At 57.7% G+C, this 20,182-nt stretch carries 10 protein-coding genes and 2 pseudogenes; 6 read left to right on the top strand and 6 right to left on the bottom strand.

Going from position 1 to position 20,182, the window contains the following annotated elements; translation table 11 throughout:
* The 5 genes and pseudogenes from AC1DTN_RS34905 to AC1DTN_RS34925 form a co-directional block, all read left to right on the top strand.
* Positions 1-332 (top strand): annotated as a pseudogene (locus tag AC1DTN_RS34905) (TetR/AcrR family transcriptional regulator); the annotation flags it as partial.
* A 580-nt stretch (positions 333-912) separates the two neighbouring features.
* A complete protein-coding gene (locus AC1DTN_RS34910; protein ID WP_477924671.1) occupies positions 913-1,509 on the top strand; it encodes an invasion associated locus B family protein in 597 nt (198 codons plus the stop codon).
* A 13-nt stretch (positions 1,510-1,522) separates the two neighbouring features.
* Positions 1,523-3,244, top strand: a complete 1,722-nt coding sequence (locus AC1DTN_RS34915) for a ShlB/FhaC/HecB family hemolysin secretion/activation protein (protein WP_477924673.1) — start codon at positions 1,523-1,525, stop codon at positions 3,242-3,244.
* A gap of 176 nt (positions 3,245-3,420) precedes the next feature.
* Complete coding sequence (locus tag AC1DTN_RS34920; protein WP_477924674.1) at positions 3,421-11,250, top strand: hemagglutinin repeat-containing protein; 7,830 nt, start codon at positions 3,421-3,423, stop codon at positions 11,248-11,250.
* A complete protein-coding gene (locus AC1DTN_RS34925) occupies positions 11,243-11,647 on the top strand; it encodes a hypothetical protein (protein ID WP_477924675.1) in 405 nt (134 codons plus the stop codon). Before AC1DTN_RS34920 ends, AC1DTN_RS34925 begins: the two co-directional genes overlap by 8 nt.
* A 1,206-nt stretch (positions 11,648-12,853) precedes the next feature.
* Here AC1DTN_RS34925 and AC1DTN_RS34930 read toward each other — a convergent pair.
* From AC1DTN_RS34930 to AC1DTN_RS34955, 6 genes are all read right to left on the bottom strand, one after another.
* Positions 12,854-13,585, bottom strand: coding sequence for a S49 family peptidase (locus AC1DTN_RS34930; protein ID WP_477924676.1), 732 nt, complete (start codon positions 13,583-13,585; stop codon positions 12,854-12,856).
* 2 nt (positions 13,586-13,587) lie between these two features.
* On the bottom strand, positions 13,588-13,737 hold the full coding sequence (locus AC1DTN_RS34935) for a hypothetical protein (RefSeq protein WP_477924677.1): 150 nt from the start codon (positions 13,735-13,737) through the stop codon (positions 13,588-13,590).
* A 38-nt stretch (positions 13,738-13,775) separates the two neighbouring features.
* Positions 13,776-15,191 carry a phage portal protein gene (locus AC1DTN_RS34940; RefSeq protein WP_477924679.1) on the bottom strand — a complete coding sequence of 472 codons (1,416 nt, stop codon included), beginning with the start codon at positions 15,189-15,191 and terminating at the stop codon, positions 13,776-13,778.
* Positions 15,192-15,525: 334 nt separating this feature from the next.
* The gene (locus AC1DTN_RS34945) at positions 15,526-18,225 is read right to left on the bottom strand and encodes a type I restriction enzyme HsdR N-terminal domain-containing protein (RefSeq protein ID WP_477924680.1); all 2,700 of its coding nucleotides are present in this window, start codon (positions 18,223-18,225) and stop codon (positions 15,526-15,528) included.
* 60 nt (positions 18,226-18,285) lie between these two features.
* Complete coding sequence (locus AC1DTN_RS34950; protein ID WP_477924681.1) at positions 18,286-18,879, bottom strand: hypothetical protein; 594 nt, start codon at positions 18,877-18,879, stop codon at positions 18,286-18,288.
* On the bottom strand, positions 18,873-19,556 hold the full coding sequence (locus AC1DTN_RS34955; protein ID WP_477924683.1) for a type VI secretion system-associated protein TagO: 684 nt from the start codon (positions 19,554-19,556) through the stop codon (positions 18,873-18,875). The genes AC1DTN_RS34950 and AC1DTN_RS34955 overlap by 7 nt, the downstream gene beginning before the upstream one ends.
* Positions 19,557-19,948: 392 nt before the next feature.
* Here AC1DTN_RS34955 and AC1DTN_RS34960 point away from each other — a divergent pair.
* Positions 19,949-20,125, top strand: a pseudogene (locus AC1DTN_RS34960) (peptidase T); the annotation flags it as partial.
* Between the last annotated feature and the right edge of the window lie 57 nt (positions 20,126-20,182).

Genomic DNA, 20,182 nt, shown 5'->3' on the forward strand with positions numbered 1-20,182 from the left:
GGCCGCTCAACGAGAAGCTGCTTCACGCCTGCACGAGCTGGGGCATGCATGGGGTCGAACTTGCGGCCGCCTTTCCGGATGCGGCTGATCTCTTCGATCTCAGATTTCCCGCCGTCCGCCAAGTCTATCGAAACTTCCAGGCTCTGGTCGTCGAGATCCTCCAAGCGAATATAAAAAACTGGCCGATGCCCGTTTCTCCCGAGGATTATGCCCTGACGCTCACCTATGGCATGCGGGGGCTGCGGTATGCCGCTCAGGATGTGCAGGATATGCGGCGGCTTATCGGGATCCATGTCGCCATCTATAGCGAGCCATTAGCGGCCCGCCCTTAGTCGAGCCAAATATCGTTCCGCTCATCGAGCCCGAATGCGCTCGGAACTTGCTCTCGCCGACCGCGCCACCGAGCGATTGATTGAGCTGGTCAACCAGGGTCCATTCGAAATTCAGGCTTGGCCGGGGCGCGACACGGACGGCTACGGCCGCGCCCTTCGGGTTCTGGTGCGAAATGGCCTAATCCTCGGCGATATCCTGGTCTCGGAAGGACTGGCCCGGACCTGGACTGGTCGTCGGGAACCCCGGTGCTGGACCGCTCGGCCGGCTAAGGCCGAGCCTGTCGGCGCTCACTCGCGCCGTTCCCATTGGCAACGCTCCGTGTGCAGGCTACCGCAAGACGTTAGCGCATGTGTTGCACTAACTACACAACTCTCCGAAAACGAGCGTGAATCGGATCAAAGCAAGCACTACCTCTCGATGTATAGCGCTTAAATCTGCTATGATGCTATGGAGCCGATGATTGGCCTCGCTCTCTGAGCTTTTTTCATGACATCGATAATTTGCCGGCGTGCGACAAGCACGGGCGAAATCAATTGTAGCGACATGGCCTCACACCTGATTGAACTCTTTGCATTTTCAATGAGACAATTTTTGAAAAGCGGCATGAGCCGCGGCATTCAGATGATCGCCCCGGTTCTGATATCCGTTGCCTCGGCCAATTCGTCTTTTGCGCAATCCCCCGTTCCTGCGGAACAGACCCCGGCGCAAGCGGCGCCGGCGATAAAGTCGCAGAAATTCGACGACTGGTATTATCGCTGCACGGGGTCTGGAGACGCCGAGGTCTGCGAAGTCGCCCAGGTCGCGCAAGTCGCCAAAGATGGCAAGCCCGTCAATGTCCTGACGCTGGCGATATCGGCGCCGCCGGCCGGGCCGGCCGACAAGGGCAAGTCGCGGCTGGTGCTGACCGCTCTCCTGCCGCTCAATGTCTTCCTGCCCTCCGGCCTGGCTATCAAGGCAGACGGCAAACCCGTCACCAAGCTCGATTACCGCAATTGCAACCAGACCGGATGCTGGGCGCAGCTGGTGCTCGATACCAAGAAGGCTGCGGCGCTGAAGAAGGGCTCTTCCGCCGAAGGGCTGGTGCGGCTGATGAACGGCCAGGACGTCAATATCCGTTTCTCGTTGAAAGGGCTGAAGCCGGCCCTCGACCAACTTCAGTCCGTTCCCGCGAAGTGACCGAATGTCACTCATGACCACAGAGATTCGATACGTTCTGGTTGCCGGCGCTGCCCTCGCGGTGGCAATCGCCCCCGCCCACGCGCAAACGCCGGCCGACGACTTCAACCGCCGCCAGGAGGAGCAATCGCAGACGCAGCGGCTGGATGCCCTTCGCCGCGCGACACCGGGCGGCAGCGCAGAGACGGAAAACGGCGCTTTGCCCGCCGGCGGCGGGAATGGCGCCTGCTTCGACATCACCCGGGTCGAGATCGATGGGGCGAAGCTGCTCTCGGCGCAGGAGATCGGCAAAGTGACGGCGCCTTACGGCAATCGCTGCGTCGGCCTCTCCGAGATTAATGCGGTGCTCAGAGACGTCACGCATCTCTATATCGATCATGGTTATGTCACCTCCAGGGCCTATGTGCCGCAGCAGGATATCGCCAAGACCAGGATTCTCCGACTTCTCGTCGTCGAAGGCACGCTTTCCGACATCTATCTCAACGGCCAAAAAGTCGCCGGTAACACTTCGCTGGCGACCGCCTTTCCCGGCCTGATCGGCCGCGTAGCCAATATCCGCGATATCGAGCAGGGGCTCGACCAGATGAACCGGCTGCAGGCCAACGACGCCAAATCCGCCATGCTGCCCGGCCCGAAGGACGGAACCTCCATCCTCAACATCGAAAACCATCCGGCCCGTCCATGGCACGTCTCCTTCGGCAACAACAATATGGGCCAGCAAACGACCGGTTTTTCCAGAAGCTCGGCGTCGCTCGGTTTTGACGATCTGCTCGATATCAACGATCAGTGGAATTTTTCATACGAACATAGCGGCCCGGACTATCCGTGGTCCGACGACGGAAAAGGTTTTGGCAACAGCTATTCCGGCAGCGTCAGCGTTCCCTACGGTTACTCCACCGTTTCGCTGAACGGATCCTGGTACCAGTATGAAAGTGCCGTCGAAGGAAACTTCAGCACGCTCGAAACCTCCGGCAATTCCGGGCAAGCCGGTCTCGGCATCGACCGGATTATCTTGCGCGACAAGGATTCGATCACCACTGTCCGCAGCGGCCTGACCTACAAGCAGACCAACAACTTCCTGCTCGGCAATCTGATCGAGGTCGGCAGCCGCCGCTATACGGTCGGCGATCTCGGCATTTCCCATTCAAGGCGGATGCTCGGCGGTGTCTGGGTCTTCGATGTCAGCTACGACAAGGGGCTCGGCCTCTTCGATGCGGTCAAGGCGGGAGAGCCCGGGGCCGGAGACGCAGATCCGCGCTTTTCGAAATTCAACGCCACCGTCAGCGCCACGGAGCCATTTGAGGCCATCGGCCAGAAGTTCGAGCTGACGTCGCTCATCAGCGGCCAATATTCCCCCGACAATCTGCTCGGCGCCGAACAGATCTCCCTGGGCAGCTACAGCAATGTCCGCGGCACGCGCGAAAGCGTGCTTTTCGGCAATAACGGCGTCTTCACGCACAACGAGTTCGTCTGGAGAACCAAGTCCAACGAAAACGGCGGCCCGGCCGCGCAGGCGTTCGGCGAGTTGCGCCCCTATGTCGGCTTCGATTACGGCCACGTCTATGCGCAGAAGCGGTTCGACATAGCTGGCGGCGATCTCGCCAGCTGGACGGTCGGCATCAGGACCGTCGGCGGCAATATCAGCGCCGACCTCGGCTATTCCGACATCGTTGCAAGCAGCCTCGACCATGTCGACGGCGGCCTCTTTTATTTCAGCGCATCCGCTCATTGGTAGTGGAGCGGGACAACTACTGACGGTGCCAAATCGCACTCATTTTGTTTGGATTGCATTTACCTCAAGCACAGGCGGAAGTTGACCGGGACCAACGACTATGGTTCTCGGTCATCGTAAGAAATTACAACTGCGGCGGGATTTATCCCCCGCGTACGCGGGCGGGCGGATAACAGACGATGGGCAATAAACGAGGCAAATCGACGGCGACAACACATGACGTTGCCGGTGCCGATAGAAGATCCGTTCGCAGGTTCCGACCGTTCGCCCAGCAATCCCTCGTTCTTCTGCTGAGCGGCCTGCTCGTGTTTCAGCCGATGCTGGCCAATGCCCAGTCGGTCTCGGCAAGCACCACGGCGCCGGCGGCTAACCAGCCGGGCGTCGGCACGGCGCCGAACGGCGTGCCGCTCATCGACATCGTCACGCCGAACAGCCGGGGCCTGTCGCATAATAAATACGACAACTTCAACGTCGGCACGCCAGGCCTCATCCTCAACAACTTCAAGGGCGAGATCGGCACCTCCAATCTTGGTGGCGTCACGCCGGGCAATGCCAATCTCAACACGTCGGGGCCGGCATCGGTAATCCTCAACGAAGTTACCAGCGGCAATCGCTCGGCGTTGAACGGGCCGACCGAGGTGTTTGGTGGGCGCGCCGATGTCGTCATCGCAAATCCGAACGGCATCATCTGCGACGGCTGCGGCTTCATCAACACGCCGCATGCGACGCTGACCACCGGCGTCCCCGATATCAGCGCGGACGGCGCACTGAAGGGATTCACGGTCAACGGCGGCGATGTCACCATCGGACCGAACGGCGGCAACTTCGCCGCCGGGCCTGGCGCAGTCGACCTCTTCGACATCGTCTCGCGCGCAGTCACCGTCAACGGCCCTGTTTACGGCAGGGACCTTCGCATCACGGCCGGCCGCAATCAATTCGATTATGCCACCGGCAACGCCACGCCGCTTGCCGCGACATCAGGCACGCCGGAATATGCGATTGACGGTTCGGCGCTTGGCGCCATGCAGGCCGGTCGCATCAAGATGGTCGTGACCGAGCGGGGCGCAGGTGTTCGTATGCGCGGCGACATGGCAGCGAATACGGGCGAGCTGTCACTATCGGCCGACGGCAAGATCTCGCTCGGCAATGTCTCCGGTCAGCAGGGCGTTTCGATTTCCTCGAAGGCGAAGGTGACAGCCGCCAAGGTCGCCTCGAAGGCAAAGGTCGCCGTTCAGGCGAACCAGGGCATCATCCTCGATACCGTCGCCGCCGATAACGACATCCTGCTGTCCACCGGCAGCGGGTTGTTGAGTGTCGCAGGCGAGGTGAACAGCGCCGCCAATGTCCAGATGACGTCGTCCGCGGGTATTGCGGCCGGCAGCGTGGTTGCCGGTGATGCGCTCACCCTGTCGACCTCCTCGGGCGACATCCAGATTGCCGGTGCGGTAAAGAGCGCCGGGGTGCTGACAATGACTGCGACATCGGGCGCGATCACCGCAGCCTCGCTTGTCAGCGACAACAATCTCACGCTTTCCGCCGGCGCCGACATCGCCATATCGGGTGATGTCCTGGCCGGGGGCACCGTGACGGCTTCCGGCCGCTCGATCGCAGCCGCCACGATCGCCTCTGGCGTCGATCTAGCCGCCACCGCCCAATCTGCCAATGCCGCACTGGTGCTGCAGCCTGCGGGCGATATGAGCCTTCTCGCCACGAATGGTTCGATCACCGTTTCCAATGCGCTGATGAGCAGCGGGGATCTTTCGGCCGATGCAAGCCGGAATCTCACCTATAGCAAGCTGCTGAGCCTCGGCGACGCCGATCTCTCCGCCTCCGGCCAGATTGGCTACGGCAATCCGACCAGCGCCAAGGGCAACCTGACACTCACCACCACCGCTATCGATCTCTCCAATGGCGGCGCAGGCAACATCGCGGCCGGCGGCACGCTGACGCTTAACGCCGATAGCGCAAATCTCAGCAACAACAGCCTCATCCTCGGAGGCCTGACCCTTAACCTCTCAGGTGCTGCCGATCTCAGCGGCACCAGGATCAATGCCGTCACCAATGCCGGCGGTTCCGGCGATATCGACATCAATGCCGGCGGCCTGTCCACGTCAAACAGCACGGCGCTGCTCGCCGCCCACGACCTGACCCTAACCCTGCCGTCGCTGACCAATGCCGGACAATTGGCCGCCGGCCACGATCTCACCTTCAACATTTCCGGCAACTTCACCAACAGCGCCACTGGACTTGCCTACGCCGGCCACGATGCCGCTCTCTTCGTCGGCGGCGTGCTCACCAACAATCAGGGCGCAATCATCGCAGGCAACGATCTTAGGATTGCAGGGGTGACGGCGTTACAGAGAAATGCTGCGGTCACCAATGTTTCCGGGCTGATCCAGGCTGGAAACGACATGTCCATCCTGACCAGCAATCTGACCAACCAGCGGGCCGCCACGCCGCAATGGACGACAGGGACGCTGGTATCGTCAGGTGTTGTTGCCGGCTTCACGCTCAACCCCGTCGCCGCCGGCCTGCCTTTCGGCTATCTCGAGACGGTCGATCAGAACATGTACCAGCTCTATGCTGGTGTTGATCCGGGCTTGTGGCAGGACTATCAACCGCTGCTCTGGTCGAAGGCGACGCTGGCGGATGGCACGGTCTACCATGCTTGGACGTGGGTATCGGGCAACGGACCGACGAGGGTCGAGCCGATCTTCGACTGGATCATGGACCGCGTTCCAAAGGACGCGAACGGCAATCCTGTCGTCGATCCCAACAACCCGTCGCGATACTTCATCGTCGACGAGGTAAACTCCGGCGGCTCGGACACCAGCACCACCTATACCTGGGATTGGTCGTCCCACCTCAGCCAGTCGGTCTACGAAGACCGGTTGGTCGGCGCGCTCAGCCCGGAAGCGACGATCCGAGCGAGTGGCGACCTCACCATCGACGCCACCAATCTCACCAATGCCTACAGCTCGATCGAGGCCGGCGGCAATGCTGACCTGCAGGGTTCGACACTCAACAATACCGGCGTCACCCTCTTTCGCACGACGACGACCACCTGCAGCGCGCAGGGCGCATGCACGGCCTATGACGCCAACGGCAACGCCAATCCCTCGAAGAATATCGCCAACGGCACGTCGATCGTTAGCTCGGTCGAGGCGATCGGCGGTGTATCGGCCAATATCAAGGCGGGCGGCGCCCTCTCTGTCAATTTCGGAAGCGTCAGCAACACGTCTGCAGCCGGCTCGATGGCCGGCGGCGCCAGCGTGGCGGCGGCAGGCAATCCCGGTGACCCGCTCTCGGCGCTGTCAGGCCTGACCGCCGGCGGCGCGCTGTTCAATGTCAATTCGGGCCTCGGCGGTGCCGCCCTCCTACCTCCCGCCAACCCGAACTCCGGCGGCGTCGGTGGCAACATACCCCATCAGACCTTCCTGTTCGAAACCCGCGGCGATTTCCTCGATGTCGGTACCTTCTATGGCTCCGGCTATTTCATGGACCGCATCGGCTATCAGCCGGAGACGACGGTTCCGTTCCTCGGTGATGCCTATTTCGAGAACCAGCTGATCGACACGCAGCTGCGGCAACTCGTCGGCGAAGGGCTCGGCAGAAGCACCTTCCTTGCCGGTAGTGACGCCATCGAGCAGATGAAGACGCTGCTCGACAATGGCGCCGATTATGCGCAGGCGCACGATCTGGAGGTCGGCCAGGGCCTGACGCCGGAACAGGCGGCGGCTCTCACCAAGTCAATCATCCTCTACCAGTGGCAGACTGTAGACGGCGTACAGGTGCTGGCGCCCGTCGTGTATGTTGCCGCTGCCGACCGGGAGAAGCTGACCGGTGCCGGCGCCGCCATGGCGGGCGGTTCGGTCGATATGGATGTCGGCAATCTCGACAATTCCGGCCTGATTGCATCCAATGGCGGCCTTACCGTCTCCGGCAGCTCCATCCAAGGCAGCGGTACGTTCTTGTCGCGCGGCGACACAGCGCTCAATGCCACCAATGGCATCGCGCTCGCAGCCCAGACGATGACGATCGGCGGCCAGAACCTTGTCAACACCAATGCCGGTGTGACGACAGGCGGCAACTTGCAGCTTGCCGGCGGCACGGCCGATCTCGCCCTCAAGGGCGTCAAGGTTAATGCCACGGGCGATGCCTCGCTCACCGGCAAAAATGTGACGCTGGATGTCGCCAAGGCCGATAATGCAGGCCAGCAGAATGCGACTGGTAGCCAAGTCGCCACCGGCAAGGCATTGACGATCAAGGCGACCGACAACGTCAACATCATCGGCAGTTCGGCAAATGCCGGCACAGCGCTCGATGTGGGCGCCGACCACGGCTCGGTGGCCGTCGTGTCGATCGATGTCGCCCGCGACAACCAATCCGGCTACACCAGGACCCTCTCCACCGACCAGCAGCAGTCGCAGCTTTCCGCTGGTGCGAATGCGACGATCAAGGCCGGTGACGACGTCCTGCTCTCCGGATCCTCCGTTAAAGCCGACGGCAATGTCGCGCTTGCCGCCGGTGACGATATCAACATCACCGCCGCGCAGGAGCATTCCGCATCGACCTTCGGCAAGAAATCCGCCTCGTCGATCACCCATGTCGGCTCGGAAGTATCGGCCGGCGGCGATCTCTCGGTGACGGCAGGCACCGGCAGCGGCGATCACGACCTCAACATCGTCGGCAGCAAGCTTACCGCCGACGGCAAGGTGGCTCTCAAGGCCGACGGCGACGTGACGATCGCCGAAGCTACTGACACCGCGACCCTCGACACCAGACTGAGCCTCAAGGGCGGTTTCCTCGGCAAGAGCGAGAGGACAACCAGCCATCTGGAAACGACGACGGCCGTCGGCTCCTCGATCAGCGGCGCTGATGGCGTCGACGTCACGTCGGGCAACAACACGGTCATCTCGGCCTCAAAGATCGAAGCCGGCAAGGAAGACGGCGCCAACCCGGCGGATCTCAACATCAGTGCCAAGGGGGACCTAATCATCGCCTCCGGAATGGATACCAGCACTAAGGACGACAAAGCCTCGTGGAGTGGCTTTCTATCCAAGAGCTCGTCCAACCATAAGAGTTACGATGAGACCGCCATCGCCTCCGAGCTCGGTGCATCCGGCAATATCAGCCTGAGTGCCGGCGGTGCGGCGGTCATCGCCGGTTCACAAGCCTATGCCGACGGCTCGATTTCCGTCACCGGCGACAGCGTCTCTATCATTGGGGCGCAGGAGACGCACGAACTCGAGGAGCAGCGCAAGAAGTCCGGCTTTGGCGTCGGCGGCGGTGGCGGCTTCATCTCGATCTGGGGCAAGGAGCAGAACAGCGGCAAGCAGGCCTCGGAACTCAACGTGGCTTCGGTGCTGTCTGCAGGAACGGATGTCGCACTCAAGTCGCGCGACACCGACGTCAACATCCTTGGCTCGCAGCTCTCTGCGGACCAGAACATCACCCTCGACGCCGCCCGCGACGTCAACATAACGCCAGGCGCCGAAAGCGCCTCGTCCGAGGAAAAGGAAAAACGCTCCGGCTTCGGCCTTTCCTTCGGTTCGAGCAGCGGCGGCTTCTCGGTTGGCATCGGCATGTCCTCCGTTTCGGACACCACGAAACAAGGCTCGCAGACCAACGCGATGGCGACCCTTTCCGCCGGCAACGACCTGACCATCAAGGCCGGTCGCGACGCCAACCTACAGGCCGCCGACGTCTGGGCCGACCGCGATGTGGCGATCACTGCGGAGCGCGACGTCAATCTGCTGAGCGCGGAAGACAAGTCGAACTACGAGAGCGTGCACGAACAGTTCTTTGCCGGTGTGACGCTGTCGGTTTCGACCGGGCTGGTCAGTGCGGGCCAGAGTATTGCCGGCGCTGCACAGAAGATCGCCGGTATTTCGGACGGCTACACGGCAGCCAACGCTGCCTTCGCCTCGCTGAAAGCCTATGATGCGCTCCAGCAGTTCGCAGGCATCGCCAAGGACGGCGGCAGCATCGCCTCTGCCTCGCTAACAGCAGGCTTCAGCTACGAAAAAAGCAGCGCCTCCGCGTCCACCTCTACGCCCGTCGTCACCAGCGTGGGAGCCGGACGATCAGTCACTATCGAAGCAATTTCTGGCGATCTAACCGGGCACGGCGCACAGATAGCAGCAGGATCTGATTATGGCGTTGCCGCTTTGGTTGGCGACGACAAGTTCGGCGATATCACGTTGAAAGCTGGCCAGAATATCACGCTGGAAAGCGCCCAGGAGACCAATGAGACCGGGAGTGACAGCAAATCGGCGAACGCCAGTTTCGGCGTCAGCGCGGGTATCGGCCTGCAAGGCGTAGGCGTAGGTGTCACCGGTGGCGCCGGTGCGGGAATGTCGAAATCCGATGCCACCTTGATCACACAAGTCAACAGCCATGTCACCGGCAGCGGCGACATCACGATCAGCTCCGGCAATGATACGACGCTCAAGGGCGCCGTCGTTTCCGGCGACACGATCACCGCAGATATTGGTGGCGATCTTAACATCATCTCCGCCCCGGATACTGGCAGCAGCGCCAACAGCTCGGCCTCAGCAGGCTTCTCGTTGAGCGGTGCGGTCGGAGGCAATTTTCTGCCGTTGACCACTCAGCTTTCAGGCTTGCAGTTCGGAGGCGGTCTCGGCTCGGGTGCCACGAACTGGATTAACGAGCAGTCCGGTCTGCTGTCCACCGGAAAGATGGATATCGAGGTCAAGGGCAATACCGATCTTCAGGCCGGCAAGATCATCTCCAAGAGCGGCGACCTGGTGCTTTCAACCGATACACTGACCTACAGCGATTTCCTCGGGCAGAAGGGTTATGAGGGCTTCAGCGCCCAAATTGGCATCGAGATTCCCGGCAACGAACTGCCCGGTGCGCCGCCGGCCAACAGTACCCTCGAAGGCACTTACCAGCTCGACGACACGCGCCAGACCGTCCGCGCCACCGTCGGTCCTGGCACGATCACCATTCGTAACGAGGAGAAGCAGGCGGCCTTGGAGCAATCCGCCGCCACCGCACCGCTCGACGATCTCAACCGCGATCCTAGCAAGGCCTATGAGATCACGCGAGACAAGCATATTGATCTGGATATCTATGTCTCGGTGCAGAGCGTCACGGCGGCGATCAATGCAGGCAAAAGCATCGCAGACGCGCTTTCCGAAGCCTTCGCCAAAATGGCGAAAGACGGAAAAATCTCGGCGGAGGACGTGCAGTCACTCAATAAGCTTCAGCAGTATGCCAGTGATCCGGAAGTTCAGAAGCAGCAGGCCGAATGCGCAAAACAGGCCAGCGGCGTCGTTTGCCAGATCAAGACGTCTGAAAGCATGTATGGCTATTCGGAGGTTATCCCGCTCACCTCGGACACCGCAAGGGTTCTCGCGGGTGCTTGGTCAACAGCAGCTGCAGCGATCGCGGTGGGATTGGTTGCCTATTTCTATGGCACAAATTCCGGAGAGCAATTCACCAGCAAGACGATCTCACTCGGCGGCGGACTCAAAGGCGAACTGAGCGGAAATATCGATAACGGCTATCTGATCCTGAGCATCCAATATCCTGACCAAACATCAGCAATCATCCAACTGGGTTTGACGGGAACATATGGCAAATTGGCCGTCGAGTCTGCTTATGGAGCCGATGGTTTACCACTTGCTCCTGATGTAATTGGCAGTTTCATTGGACAGATCAATAACGCAGGTAAAGGCGTCCTTATCGTCTACAACCAGGGAAGTGGGTCAGGTGATTCGTCACCACCGGTACCTGACGCTAAGCCTGGCAACCAAACAAAAGGAAGAAGTGTTCTTTGGGAAAAGCCAGGCGGTATACCCGAAGCGGAGAAGGACTTTAATGACAAAAAACCGTCGAACGTCAAAATTTATCCCAATGGTGTCAAGGTGGGGCAACTCCCGAACGGTGATACAATTATCGTTCGTCCCACCAGTTCTGACGGAAGGCCAACGCTTGAGATCCAGCAAGGGAAGAAGAAGATAAAGGTCCGCTATGATTGATCAAACAACCGAATTGTATCAGGTATGCGATATATCGGCGTTCGATCAGGACGCCCAATATACGTGTGAGGAAGTGCTCGATGGGCAGTCTGGATTTCGCATATCCCTTAGAGGGCGAAATGGTAGAAGCACGACGCTGCTGTGGCGCGACAACGTGCTGAGTTACAGAAAAACAGAGGAATCGGATAGAATAAAGCTGATAGATGAGTTGCAGAATTCTGGAGTACTGGGGAAAAAGCTCGTTTATATTGAAAACTCAAATTATATAAATTGGATAAAAGAACAGAATTACATAGCTGATTTTTCCAAAATTCGTCTTAGACATTTTGCTATTTTGGCGTCAAACGATATAATCGAGGTTGTTGATTATGAAGAGCCGGAGGTATTGAATGGATGATCATGCTGCGATGTACGTTTTCTTAGCTCTTCGAAGTGCATACTCGGCCACTATTTTCCCGCTGGAGTTGCCCCCAAAAGATCGGACATGCTCGTGATATGATCGTGCATTGAAGATTGCTTGGACGTTAGGAGCGTCCGTTGCAGCACCGTTCATCATTTCAAGTATAAAGTTCGACCCTCCGTGGCCCGTCGGGATTGTGCCCGCGACGGCCATTATAGAACTGGTTGCGTTGGTGGGTGACTTTCCAATTTCTGTCGAAATCCACGCGCCGATCAGCTAACCGGTTCATTCTTGTTTCGACTTTCGGATTCATTCTCTCGATACTAATTTACATGCCAGTTTTTTCTTCGCTAGTGTTCGAGATAGACACCACGAAGGAGCGATTTGTTCGGGGGTTAGTCTGCACTGATGAGGCTAGATTGGTATTTGGATCCAAGTGTCCCCTTCTCCGCCCGGATGACATCAGTACAGCAAATTGGGAATCCGAACGTTTGTGGACGATTGACTCGCTGGCCGTCGCCAGGTTGCTCCTCGTGGCATTATGGGGAGCTGCATTTTTCTTCTTGGCGACCTTACTTGGCGGCTTCATCACCTATCAGCGTAGATCAAAGGCCCCGAGGGGCGGACCGGCAAAGTGAACTTGGTGGGGCGGACAGTAACTGAGGCCGTGTCATGCGCCTCATTCCGTTCTTGTGCTACGCGATTCCCGGTTGGCCTTGAAGCCTGGGTCGATCGCCTGCTCGACCTTCGACATTGTGCGGACATTTGATGACGGGCCCGAGGTTCCTTCCGCGCTCGGAATTCACGAAGGGTAGGCGTTCTGTTTGCCCACCGCTCTATCCGGCGACCGTGGTGGAAAACCTGCATGTCGAAGAGCTCGTTCGGCTTTCGAAAGCGGATCCGGCGCTGATAGGGGGCATTAGAAGCATTTCTCATTCCCTCAGTTGAGTTCCGCGGTGGATACCCTGCGGCACGCAATGCCAACTCGGCTTTCGAAAGCGTCGGGGGCCGCACCGCGGGCGCGATAGCCGATCCGGTCTGCCTGTTTCCAATCATGGTGTCTTCCTCTGGAGTGGAAAGGTATGCCGCAAAGTTCGCGGCAGCGTCGTCGAGGGAGCCCATCTTGTCGGCCAGGCCAAGCGAGATCGACTCGTCGGCTGAATAAGTCAGTGCCTCGGTATCCCGAACAGCCTGAGCATCCATTCACCTATTGCGTGCCACCGTGGACACGAAAAGCTCCCCTAGCTCATCGATGCGAGCTTGAATCCGTTCCTTTACATAAGCCGGCAGCGCCTCGTAGGCGTTCCCGTCGACCTTGTGCTTCCCGTAGTGAATGAAGGTAATTTTCAGGCCCGCGTCACCGATGGCAGCACTCATGTCAACATGAACCGTCACGACACCGATCGATCCCACGCCGCCGGTCCTGGCAACGGTCACCGTCTTGCATGCCGAAGCAATCGAGTAGGCGGCCGAATAAGCATCTTCCGCGGCGAACGCATGGATCGGTTTCTGCCCACGGGCGGCAAAAATCTTGTCCGCCAGATCGAAGTTGCCGGCAACGTGACCGCCAGGGGAGTCGATGATGAATGCTATGCCTTTGACATTCGGGTCGGCTAGACCTCGCTCGAGGGCTTTGGTGATGTAGACATAGCCCGTCGCATAGCTGCCGATCGCGTAACCCACACCGAACAGAAGCACGCCCTTGACCGGGATCATCAGGATCCCGTTTCTCACGACATATGGGCGGTATACGGCAAGCCAGCTGTCAGGCGCCGGCCAGAAGTCATCCTGCATCGCAACGTTCTCGCCCGAAGCCTCAAGGCGCGATAGCGTGACTTGTGCAGAGCCTAAAAATGCCTCGAACCGGACCTGCATTCCGGGGTGAATCATGGCGGGCGCGTCCTGAAACGTGGAAAGGAGAGCGTTCATTTCCATCGTCAGGCGGCCTTCTTCTGCTGGTTCGTGGAGTCGGTCGGGTTCTGAAGGATCTTGTAAAAATCCCTCCACTCCATCTCGCGCTTCATCTGTCGCATGCGCTTGCGCCAGTCGGAGCCGAGGCGAGCGTTCTCGGTCTCGAGGTCGGACAAACCATTGTTGATCCGCAGAATCGCGGCTTGGGTCTCCTTCAGTTCGTCGACCTGGCCGCGGCTCGCACCAACCCAATCGCAGGCGGTATAGGCATCCTTGAACTGCTGTAGAAGCTTGGCATGTTGCGGCGAACCGAGGTGATCTCACCCTTGTTCAAAGCTTCCTCGAGCCACAGCGAATAGATGCTCGATGCAAACCGGTCGGCGACCATACGCGTGATCGAAAGCATGGCCTTGTAGGTCTCGGTCATCGCCGCGCGCGCCGAGGAATAGTTCGTCTTGCTGTAGTCGCGCGAAAGCTGCTCGTAGGAGACTCCGAGCGCAGCTGCGATGTGACGAAGCAGGGATTGCTCGAAGTCTGAGCCGAGCGGACCACCCGATGATGCCGGCGCCTGCATCTTGAATTTGGTGCCGGGCGGAAGGTGCGGGATCTTCAGACCGTTGACGTGCAGGTTCTTGGCACCGGCCATAAACTGATCGAGTGTGGTGTAATGCCCGCTCATGTAAGCAGCGAGCGCAGCCTGGATGGACTCGGGCGTCATGCTCTCGCCACCGAGCTGCGCGAAGATCGCCTCAGTGGGAAGCTCGGATTCGATCGTCGCGGCATAGCTGGCGTACATGACCGCCTGCTGAAGAACCATCTGACGAAAATTCTTCTTCATCTTCATTTCCGATAGCGCGGCCACCATCAGGGATATGCCGCGGCTCTGGTCCGGACGAAGCTGCTCGAAAATGTGGATCATCTGCCGCCGGCCCCACGGCTTGCGGATGTCGATCGGCTTCCACTTGTAGGAGTCCGGCGTCATCCAATCGCTCGGATGAGCCATGCGGACATAGTAGGTCTGGGGTGCGCCGTACTGATTGCGGCGAATGCCACCGCGCACCATTGGATCGCCAGCAAACTCGGGAGGCGTCGACAGACGGTCGGTGTCGATCATCTGGATCGCGGTCGAGAACATACGAGGTTGATCACGCAGCCACTCGACGGACGCGAGCGCTTCACCGTAGACGGTGTGCGTGTCGACGGTCATCCGGACCAGGCCGGTCAGGGTGTTGGTGCGCGCGGCGTCCGGCCAGTTGTCGAGCGACTCGGCCCAGAGGCCGAACTTATCCTCGACCTCTTCCTGCCAGTCGCTCTCCCACTGATCGTCTTCCTTGCCGAAAAGGATGGTCGACGACGGCTTGCTATTGAGCATGTAGTAGCTGCCGACGATATTGTCCTTGCGGAGCGTGGCGCCGCCCAGGATGTATGCGTCGTTGCGAGCGGTATCGCGGGTGCGAGCGTCGGCTAGGTTCTTCGCCGGCAGCAAGTCAGCATCGGCCGATCGGACCATCGGTGTGTAGGAGGCGAGTTCTTTCGAGAAGCGGGATGTGCCCTCGTAGGCGTCTGTCGCCATTGCTTTGACGTTCAATCCGAGGGGTTCGGCGCTTTCGGAATCGTAGACGGCTGACATAGGGGCTCGATCGCTGCGGAGCGCCTATTATGCCACTGCAAGATCGAATGACATCCTACGTTGATAGAATTTCATTCACCTTTATGTTGAACGAACTGAGCACGCTCAATAATCGCTCACCGAGAGAGTTCTGTGAGGTCCACTATACTGGTATAATTGGGCATGTTCGCTTAGGGCAAAGACTACTCAAGTGACGAGAGCGGGAAATACCAAGTTTTCGAATGAGAATGACAAACGAAAAAGGGCCTTCCGCGAGGTCAGCCCTTTTTGTCAAACCCGCCACCGAAACGGATAATTCTGTGCGAGAGCGTCAAACACCTATTCAGCGCTGATGTCAAGATTTATTAATCGCTTTTGATCGCCTTTGGGAGCCTGGATCCAAACTAAGGCTGATCCTGCGGTTTTCTGGATCTATCTTTACAACTGCCACGGTTATCACGCTTCCGATCTTGTGAAGCACTGGATCAACGCGGCCACCTACCAACCGACTCTTGTGCAGTAGCCCCGTAAGTCCAGGAGCGATTTCCACAAAAAGGCCGATTGCATCGACCGCATTTACAACTGAGCCATCCACAACAGTGCCCGGCAAATATCGCTCTTGGGCCTGGAACCACAACCCAGACTGAATTTGCTTTCCTTTTTGCTCGATAGCCTCAATGCCATGGTCAAAGTCGACAAGTTGTCGGAACTTACTCGCTGACAAAATCGACTCGCTCTCGCCCGCGGCGCGCTCTCGAAACTCCGCGATATAGTTTAATACAGCGAGCCCGTTCTGCAGGCTTACACCGTGACTATATTGCGTATCTCGCAATATGATGCGATCGGCAATGCGCTTTGCGATGCCCTTGTCGACGAAAATAGTATCCTCAGCGATCGCTGCCCAATACTCAGCAACCCCCAACAATTCCAAGTGCACAAATCCAACTGGCCCGATCTTGAAAAGATCGCCTTCGTCCAGATCATCTTCTCTGAGGCTTTCCGCAATAATGCAGTTTGCCTTAGTCAAATAGAAAATCTCTCGTTTGATGACGGAAAATCGAAGTCCGTAAGGCGAAAGAGCATCGAGTAACTGCTCAAGGCTTTGATAGCCCTTCACGCCATTCGGCCCCGGTTCTGTGAATTTTGAGTGGAGGTAAGCAAGTATCAGAACGCGTGAAAAATATGTGGGGCGTTCGTCCTTCTCCTCGAGATCGCAGATATTTTTTATAACCGATGCGTCGCTGTCATAATACCGGCGATTAGCACGCAGTAGGACCGTCATGACGACATCAAGCGGTAAAACGTACTCGCCTTTGGACTGCCGCATTCGCAAGATCTCGGATTCGCTGATGTGGCCGCTGGTACAAAACTCGACAAAGATTTCGAAAACGCGCCGAAGATTGTTGCCGGCAAGACCCAAGATCAATCGCCTCGCATAACTGTCATATTCAAATATCGAAGCAACCAGAGACGCCATATAATATGAGCGTTCGGATTCAGAATATTTGATCCTAAAGCCGTTCGATAGCTCGTAGATGCGATTCTTGTCCGACTTGTTAGCAATTTCATCGAGCGCGATCTGCACACGCTTAATCAACGCCTGCTGAAAGACCGGCGGCTCAATTCGGAAAACCAGATCCTTCAGGGCAGTGTCGAGCGGCGGCACGTCGCGATAATTGTCATATGTCTCTTCCCGGATGGGCAAGACTACAAGGACGCGGAATTCTTGCTGCAACCACTGAGCTACCTCAAACATCAGGAGCTGCTCTTCGCGAGGCCCTTTATCGGCGTTATCGAAGACGACGACAATCGTCTGTCCTCGGTCCCCGCCAAAGTGCCGCGCATAGCAGGTCGCAGCTGTGTGAAGATCGTCCTGGCTCTTGAGCAATACCTTGTAAAGTTCATGGTTTTGCTCGTTCGAGCCATGTGTGAGTAAAGACCCAATACCCTTATAGAATTTGTTCACCTCGACAGAGAAAATCTTTTGTATGGTATCAAAATCGTCGAAGTCTATGGATGGATAAGCTATCCGAATTCCACGTATCACTTCCTTGCGAACCCAATCGTAAATCTCTCCTTTAGTTACTGGAGCGTCATTCACATTGATATGCACCCAAGTCGTCTTTTCTCGAATCTCGTTTGGTAGCGCTACGGCTTGAAGATGATAAAGGAATGTCGTTTTTCCTGCACCTTTCTCGCCGATCAAGAGCATGACTCTATGCTCTAGTTCTCGATGGCTGTTAAACGGTGCGATTAATTCCTTGGGAGCTGAAGTGTCCTTGATTAGTACCGAGTTCGCCTGCCAACTCGGCATAGCGGCTCGAATAACTTTGTCGATCGGAGCCACGTAACGGTCTCTGCTAGGGGAAGATACATATCCCTCGCGTGCAATGCGCAGGCGGTCATTGCGCGTCACAGGATTAAAGATGTGACCGAGTTCTGCAGCAAGCGTTGCTCCAAAGGAATTTTGGCCAACTTCTTCTTGCTGCACCGTTAGACCACCAATCATCCGCCTAGGCTTGTAGTATCGATTAACACTCGCCTTTTTGCTGAGTTGCGAAGCGCGTTCGGCCAGCGCCTCAAAGCCCAATAGATCTTGAGCATTGGCCATTAGCCGAGAATAGGGTCCCACATCCTCATATTGAAGTTCGACAGTGGGTTTGGCGACATCGGCTGGGCCTACCCAAAAGTCATCGCCATTTGTTGCGCACACAATTGAAACGGGATTCATATCAGCAAAGAGCGCGTTCAATTCGGCTGCGTACAGCCTCGCCTCGCGATATGCCTCGTCGAGCTTCACGCCCGGACCCTTGGCCTCTATTACCGCTATAGGCAGGCCTGCGATCGCTACAATATAGTCAGGATAATACAGCTTCTTCTGACTTCCTTTGTCGATTTCAAATCGACGAACGCTTGTTTTGGTGATGATGTAGCCGGGACGGATCCCGAAACCTGTCGGATTGTCTGCAATTAAAAGCGGATAGGCAAACTTTTGCTCTACGTCGCTTTCGTTCAACATTTCCCTAAGCGGTGGTTTCTCAAAATTTTGCGGCAACCCTTTTCTCCGAGTGTACTTGCATCTGACGTTCAAGATGGCCTCAGGGGCCAGGTTTCTTTATTTGATTTCCACCGTCTTTAGCAGCCAGCGGGGATACACGAGGTTATTGAGGGTGGTCAGCATGATGTTCGTATCGCCTAGCAAAGATCCGTTGAACGGCGGCGCTACGCGCACGCCGGTGGGATAGTAGCGAAGGGCATCAGTGAGATCTCGATTCAGCGCGATCGGGTTTTGTCCGCGCCCCTGGACTCCCCACACGAATTGACAGCCGATCGTGTGAAGGTCACGATAGGAAATCTCGAACTCACCTTCGCTTTTGTCGGCGAGAACAAGCTTGCTGTATTCTGGCTTCACGACGCGCCCAATCACAAAAAGCGTCCTTATCGAAGCGAGCGCTGTCAGATCACCTGGATAGCTTACGATATCCAGCCAAAGTTCGCCTCCCTTCAGGGTAACCTGGAACTTAATGCCGTCCACTACCGGCGCACTATCCAGGAACGACTGCAGCGCGCTTGCACTGATCGAGTCAACTTGGTGCTCAGGCAACGTGCCCGGCCAATAATTGACGCCGCAACTCGCACCCTCGGCCGCGACTGCTGCCAAACTCGAGCCGAAGAAAAGCCCGCAAAACAACAGACCAGCCTTCACCATTTGCATTCCTCGCGAACTGGCTTGGCGGCATTCTCGATATCCGTGATGTCGAATGTCGTCGTGATGGCAGACTCATTGTAGGGCGTCACGCGGACGACCAGCTTCTTGCCGCCGAAGAGCTGCTTGGCAAAGGGTATGGCCGAGCCACCCGACCAGAGACCCAAGGCCTGATTGTCGGTTGAGACATCGAACGATTTTTTGGCCGCCTTCTTGTCATCCACTCGATAGGTGATCACGCCGTAACCTTCGATCTCGGCCAAAAACATGTCGCCCATGATGAAATACAAGGACGTGACATGCTCGTCGCACCGGAGGATCATTGTGGCCTTTTGCATGCCGCCAAACTTGCCCGCGAAGCTGTCGTCCGAGGTCAGCGTGAGCGTCTGCGTTGCGCTGTCATCCATCTCTGATTTCGAGCTCAGCAACTGCCATTTGCTATTTTGTATTGGCGGGCTCTCGGCCGGCTTTTCCTTGAATATCGCGTCGTAGCACACGAGGCGCTTGTCGCCATCGGCCACCGCAGCGCAATCTTGTGGTGAGCCTTCCGAGCGCGCTCCGCCGGCCGCCAGCGTGAGTATTATGGCGCCGATACCGAGCGATAGCGCGCCGTTGGCCTTTGATCGGCTGGTAGTATTTTCCAGAAATGACCTGCAACCGTGATAAGACGAGAAGACCACGAATCCCCCAAGCGTAGATTGTATCTCCTATACTTCCTGTTGCAGAGCGCTCCTCGTCAAGAGCGTTGTTCACGGCGGGCACCGTTTGAAACAGTTTAACGAGGAAGCGGGACTTGATTGGCGTTCATGCTCTCCGCACGGCCAATGATATCATCTGAGTGCGGCCTATAGTCTTCACCGCCTTCCATCTCCTCAGGGCGACAGGCGACTCCTATGAAGACGAACGACAGCGAGAATTGCGCCAGGAAAACGAACATCTTTGTCGCCTCGTCGCCGTACCAGTTATAGAAGAACTGGCTCCCGATATCCGTGTTCTGCCGTTTCGAAAGAATCCCGTTCGGCAGCATTGGTGCCGCTACACCAATCAAGTCATCCGCGCTCCTCTGAATCGCCTGCGCGGCGGCACCGACGGCGCGGTTCTGTCGGCGCGCGGCATTCCGACCCCGAACTTCTTTACCGGCGCCCATAATTTTCATTCGCGGTACGAATTTTTGCCGCTGCCGGCGTTCGAGAAGTCACTCGCGGTCGCATGCGCAATCTGCACGCTCGTAGCGGAGGAAGCTTCCTGACAGAGCGCCGATTGATAGAGTTGATACGGTTAATCCATTGCAAATCACTCGCAGGAT

Source organism: Rhizobium sp. 01T444 (assembly GCF_056398305.1).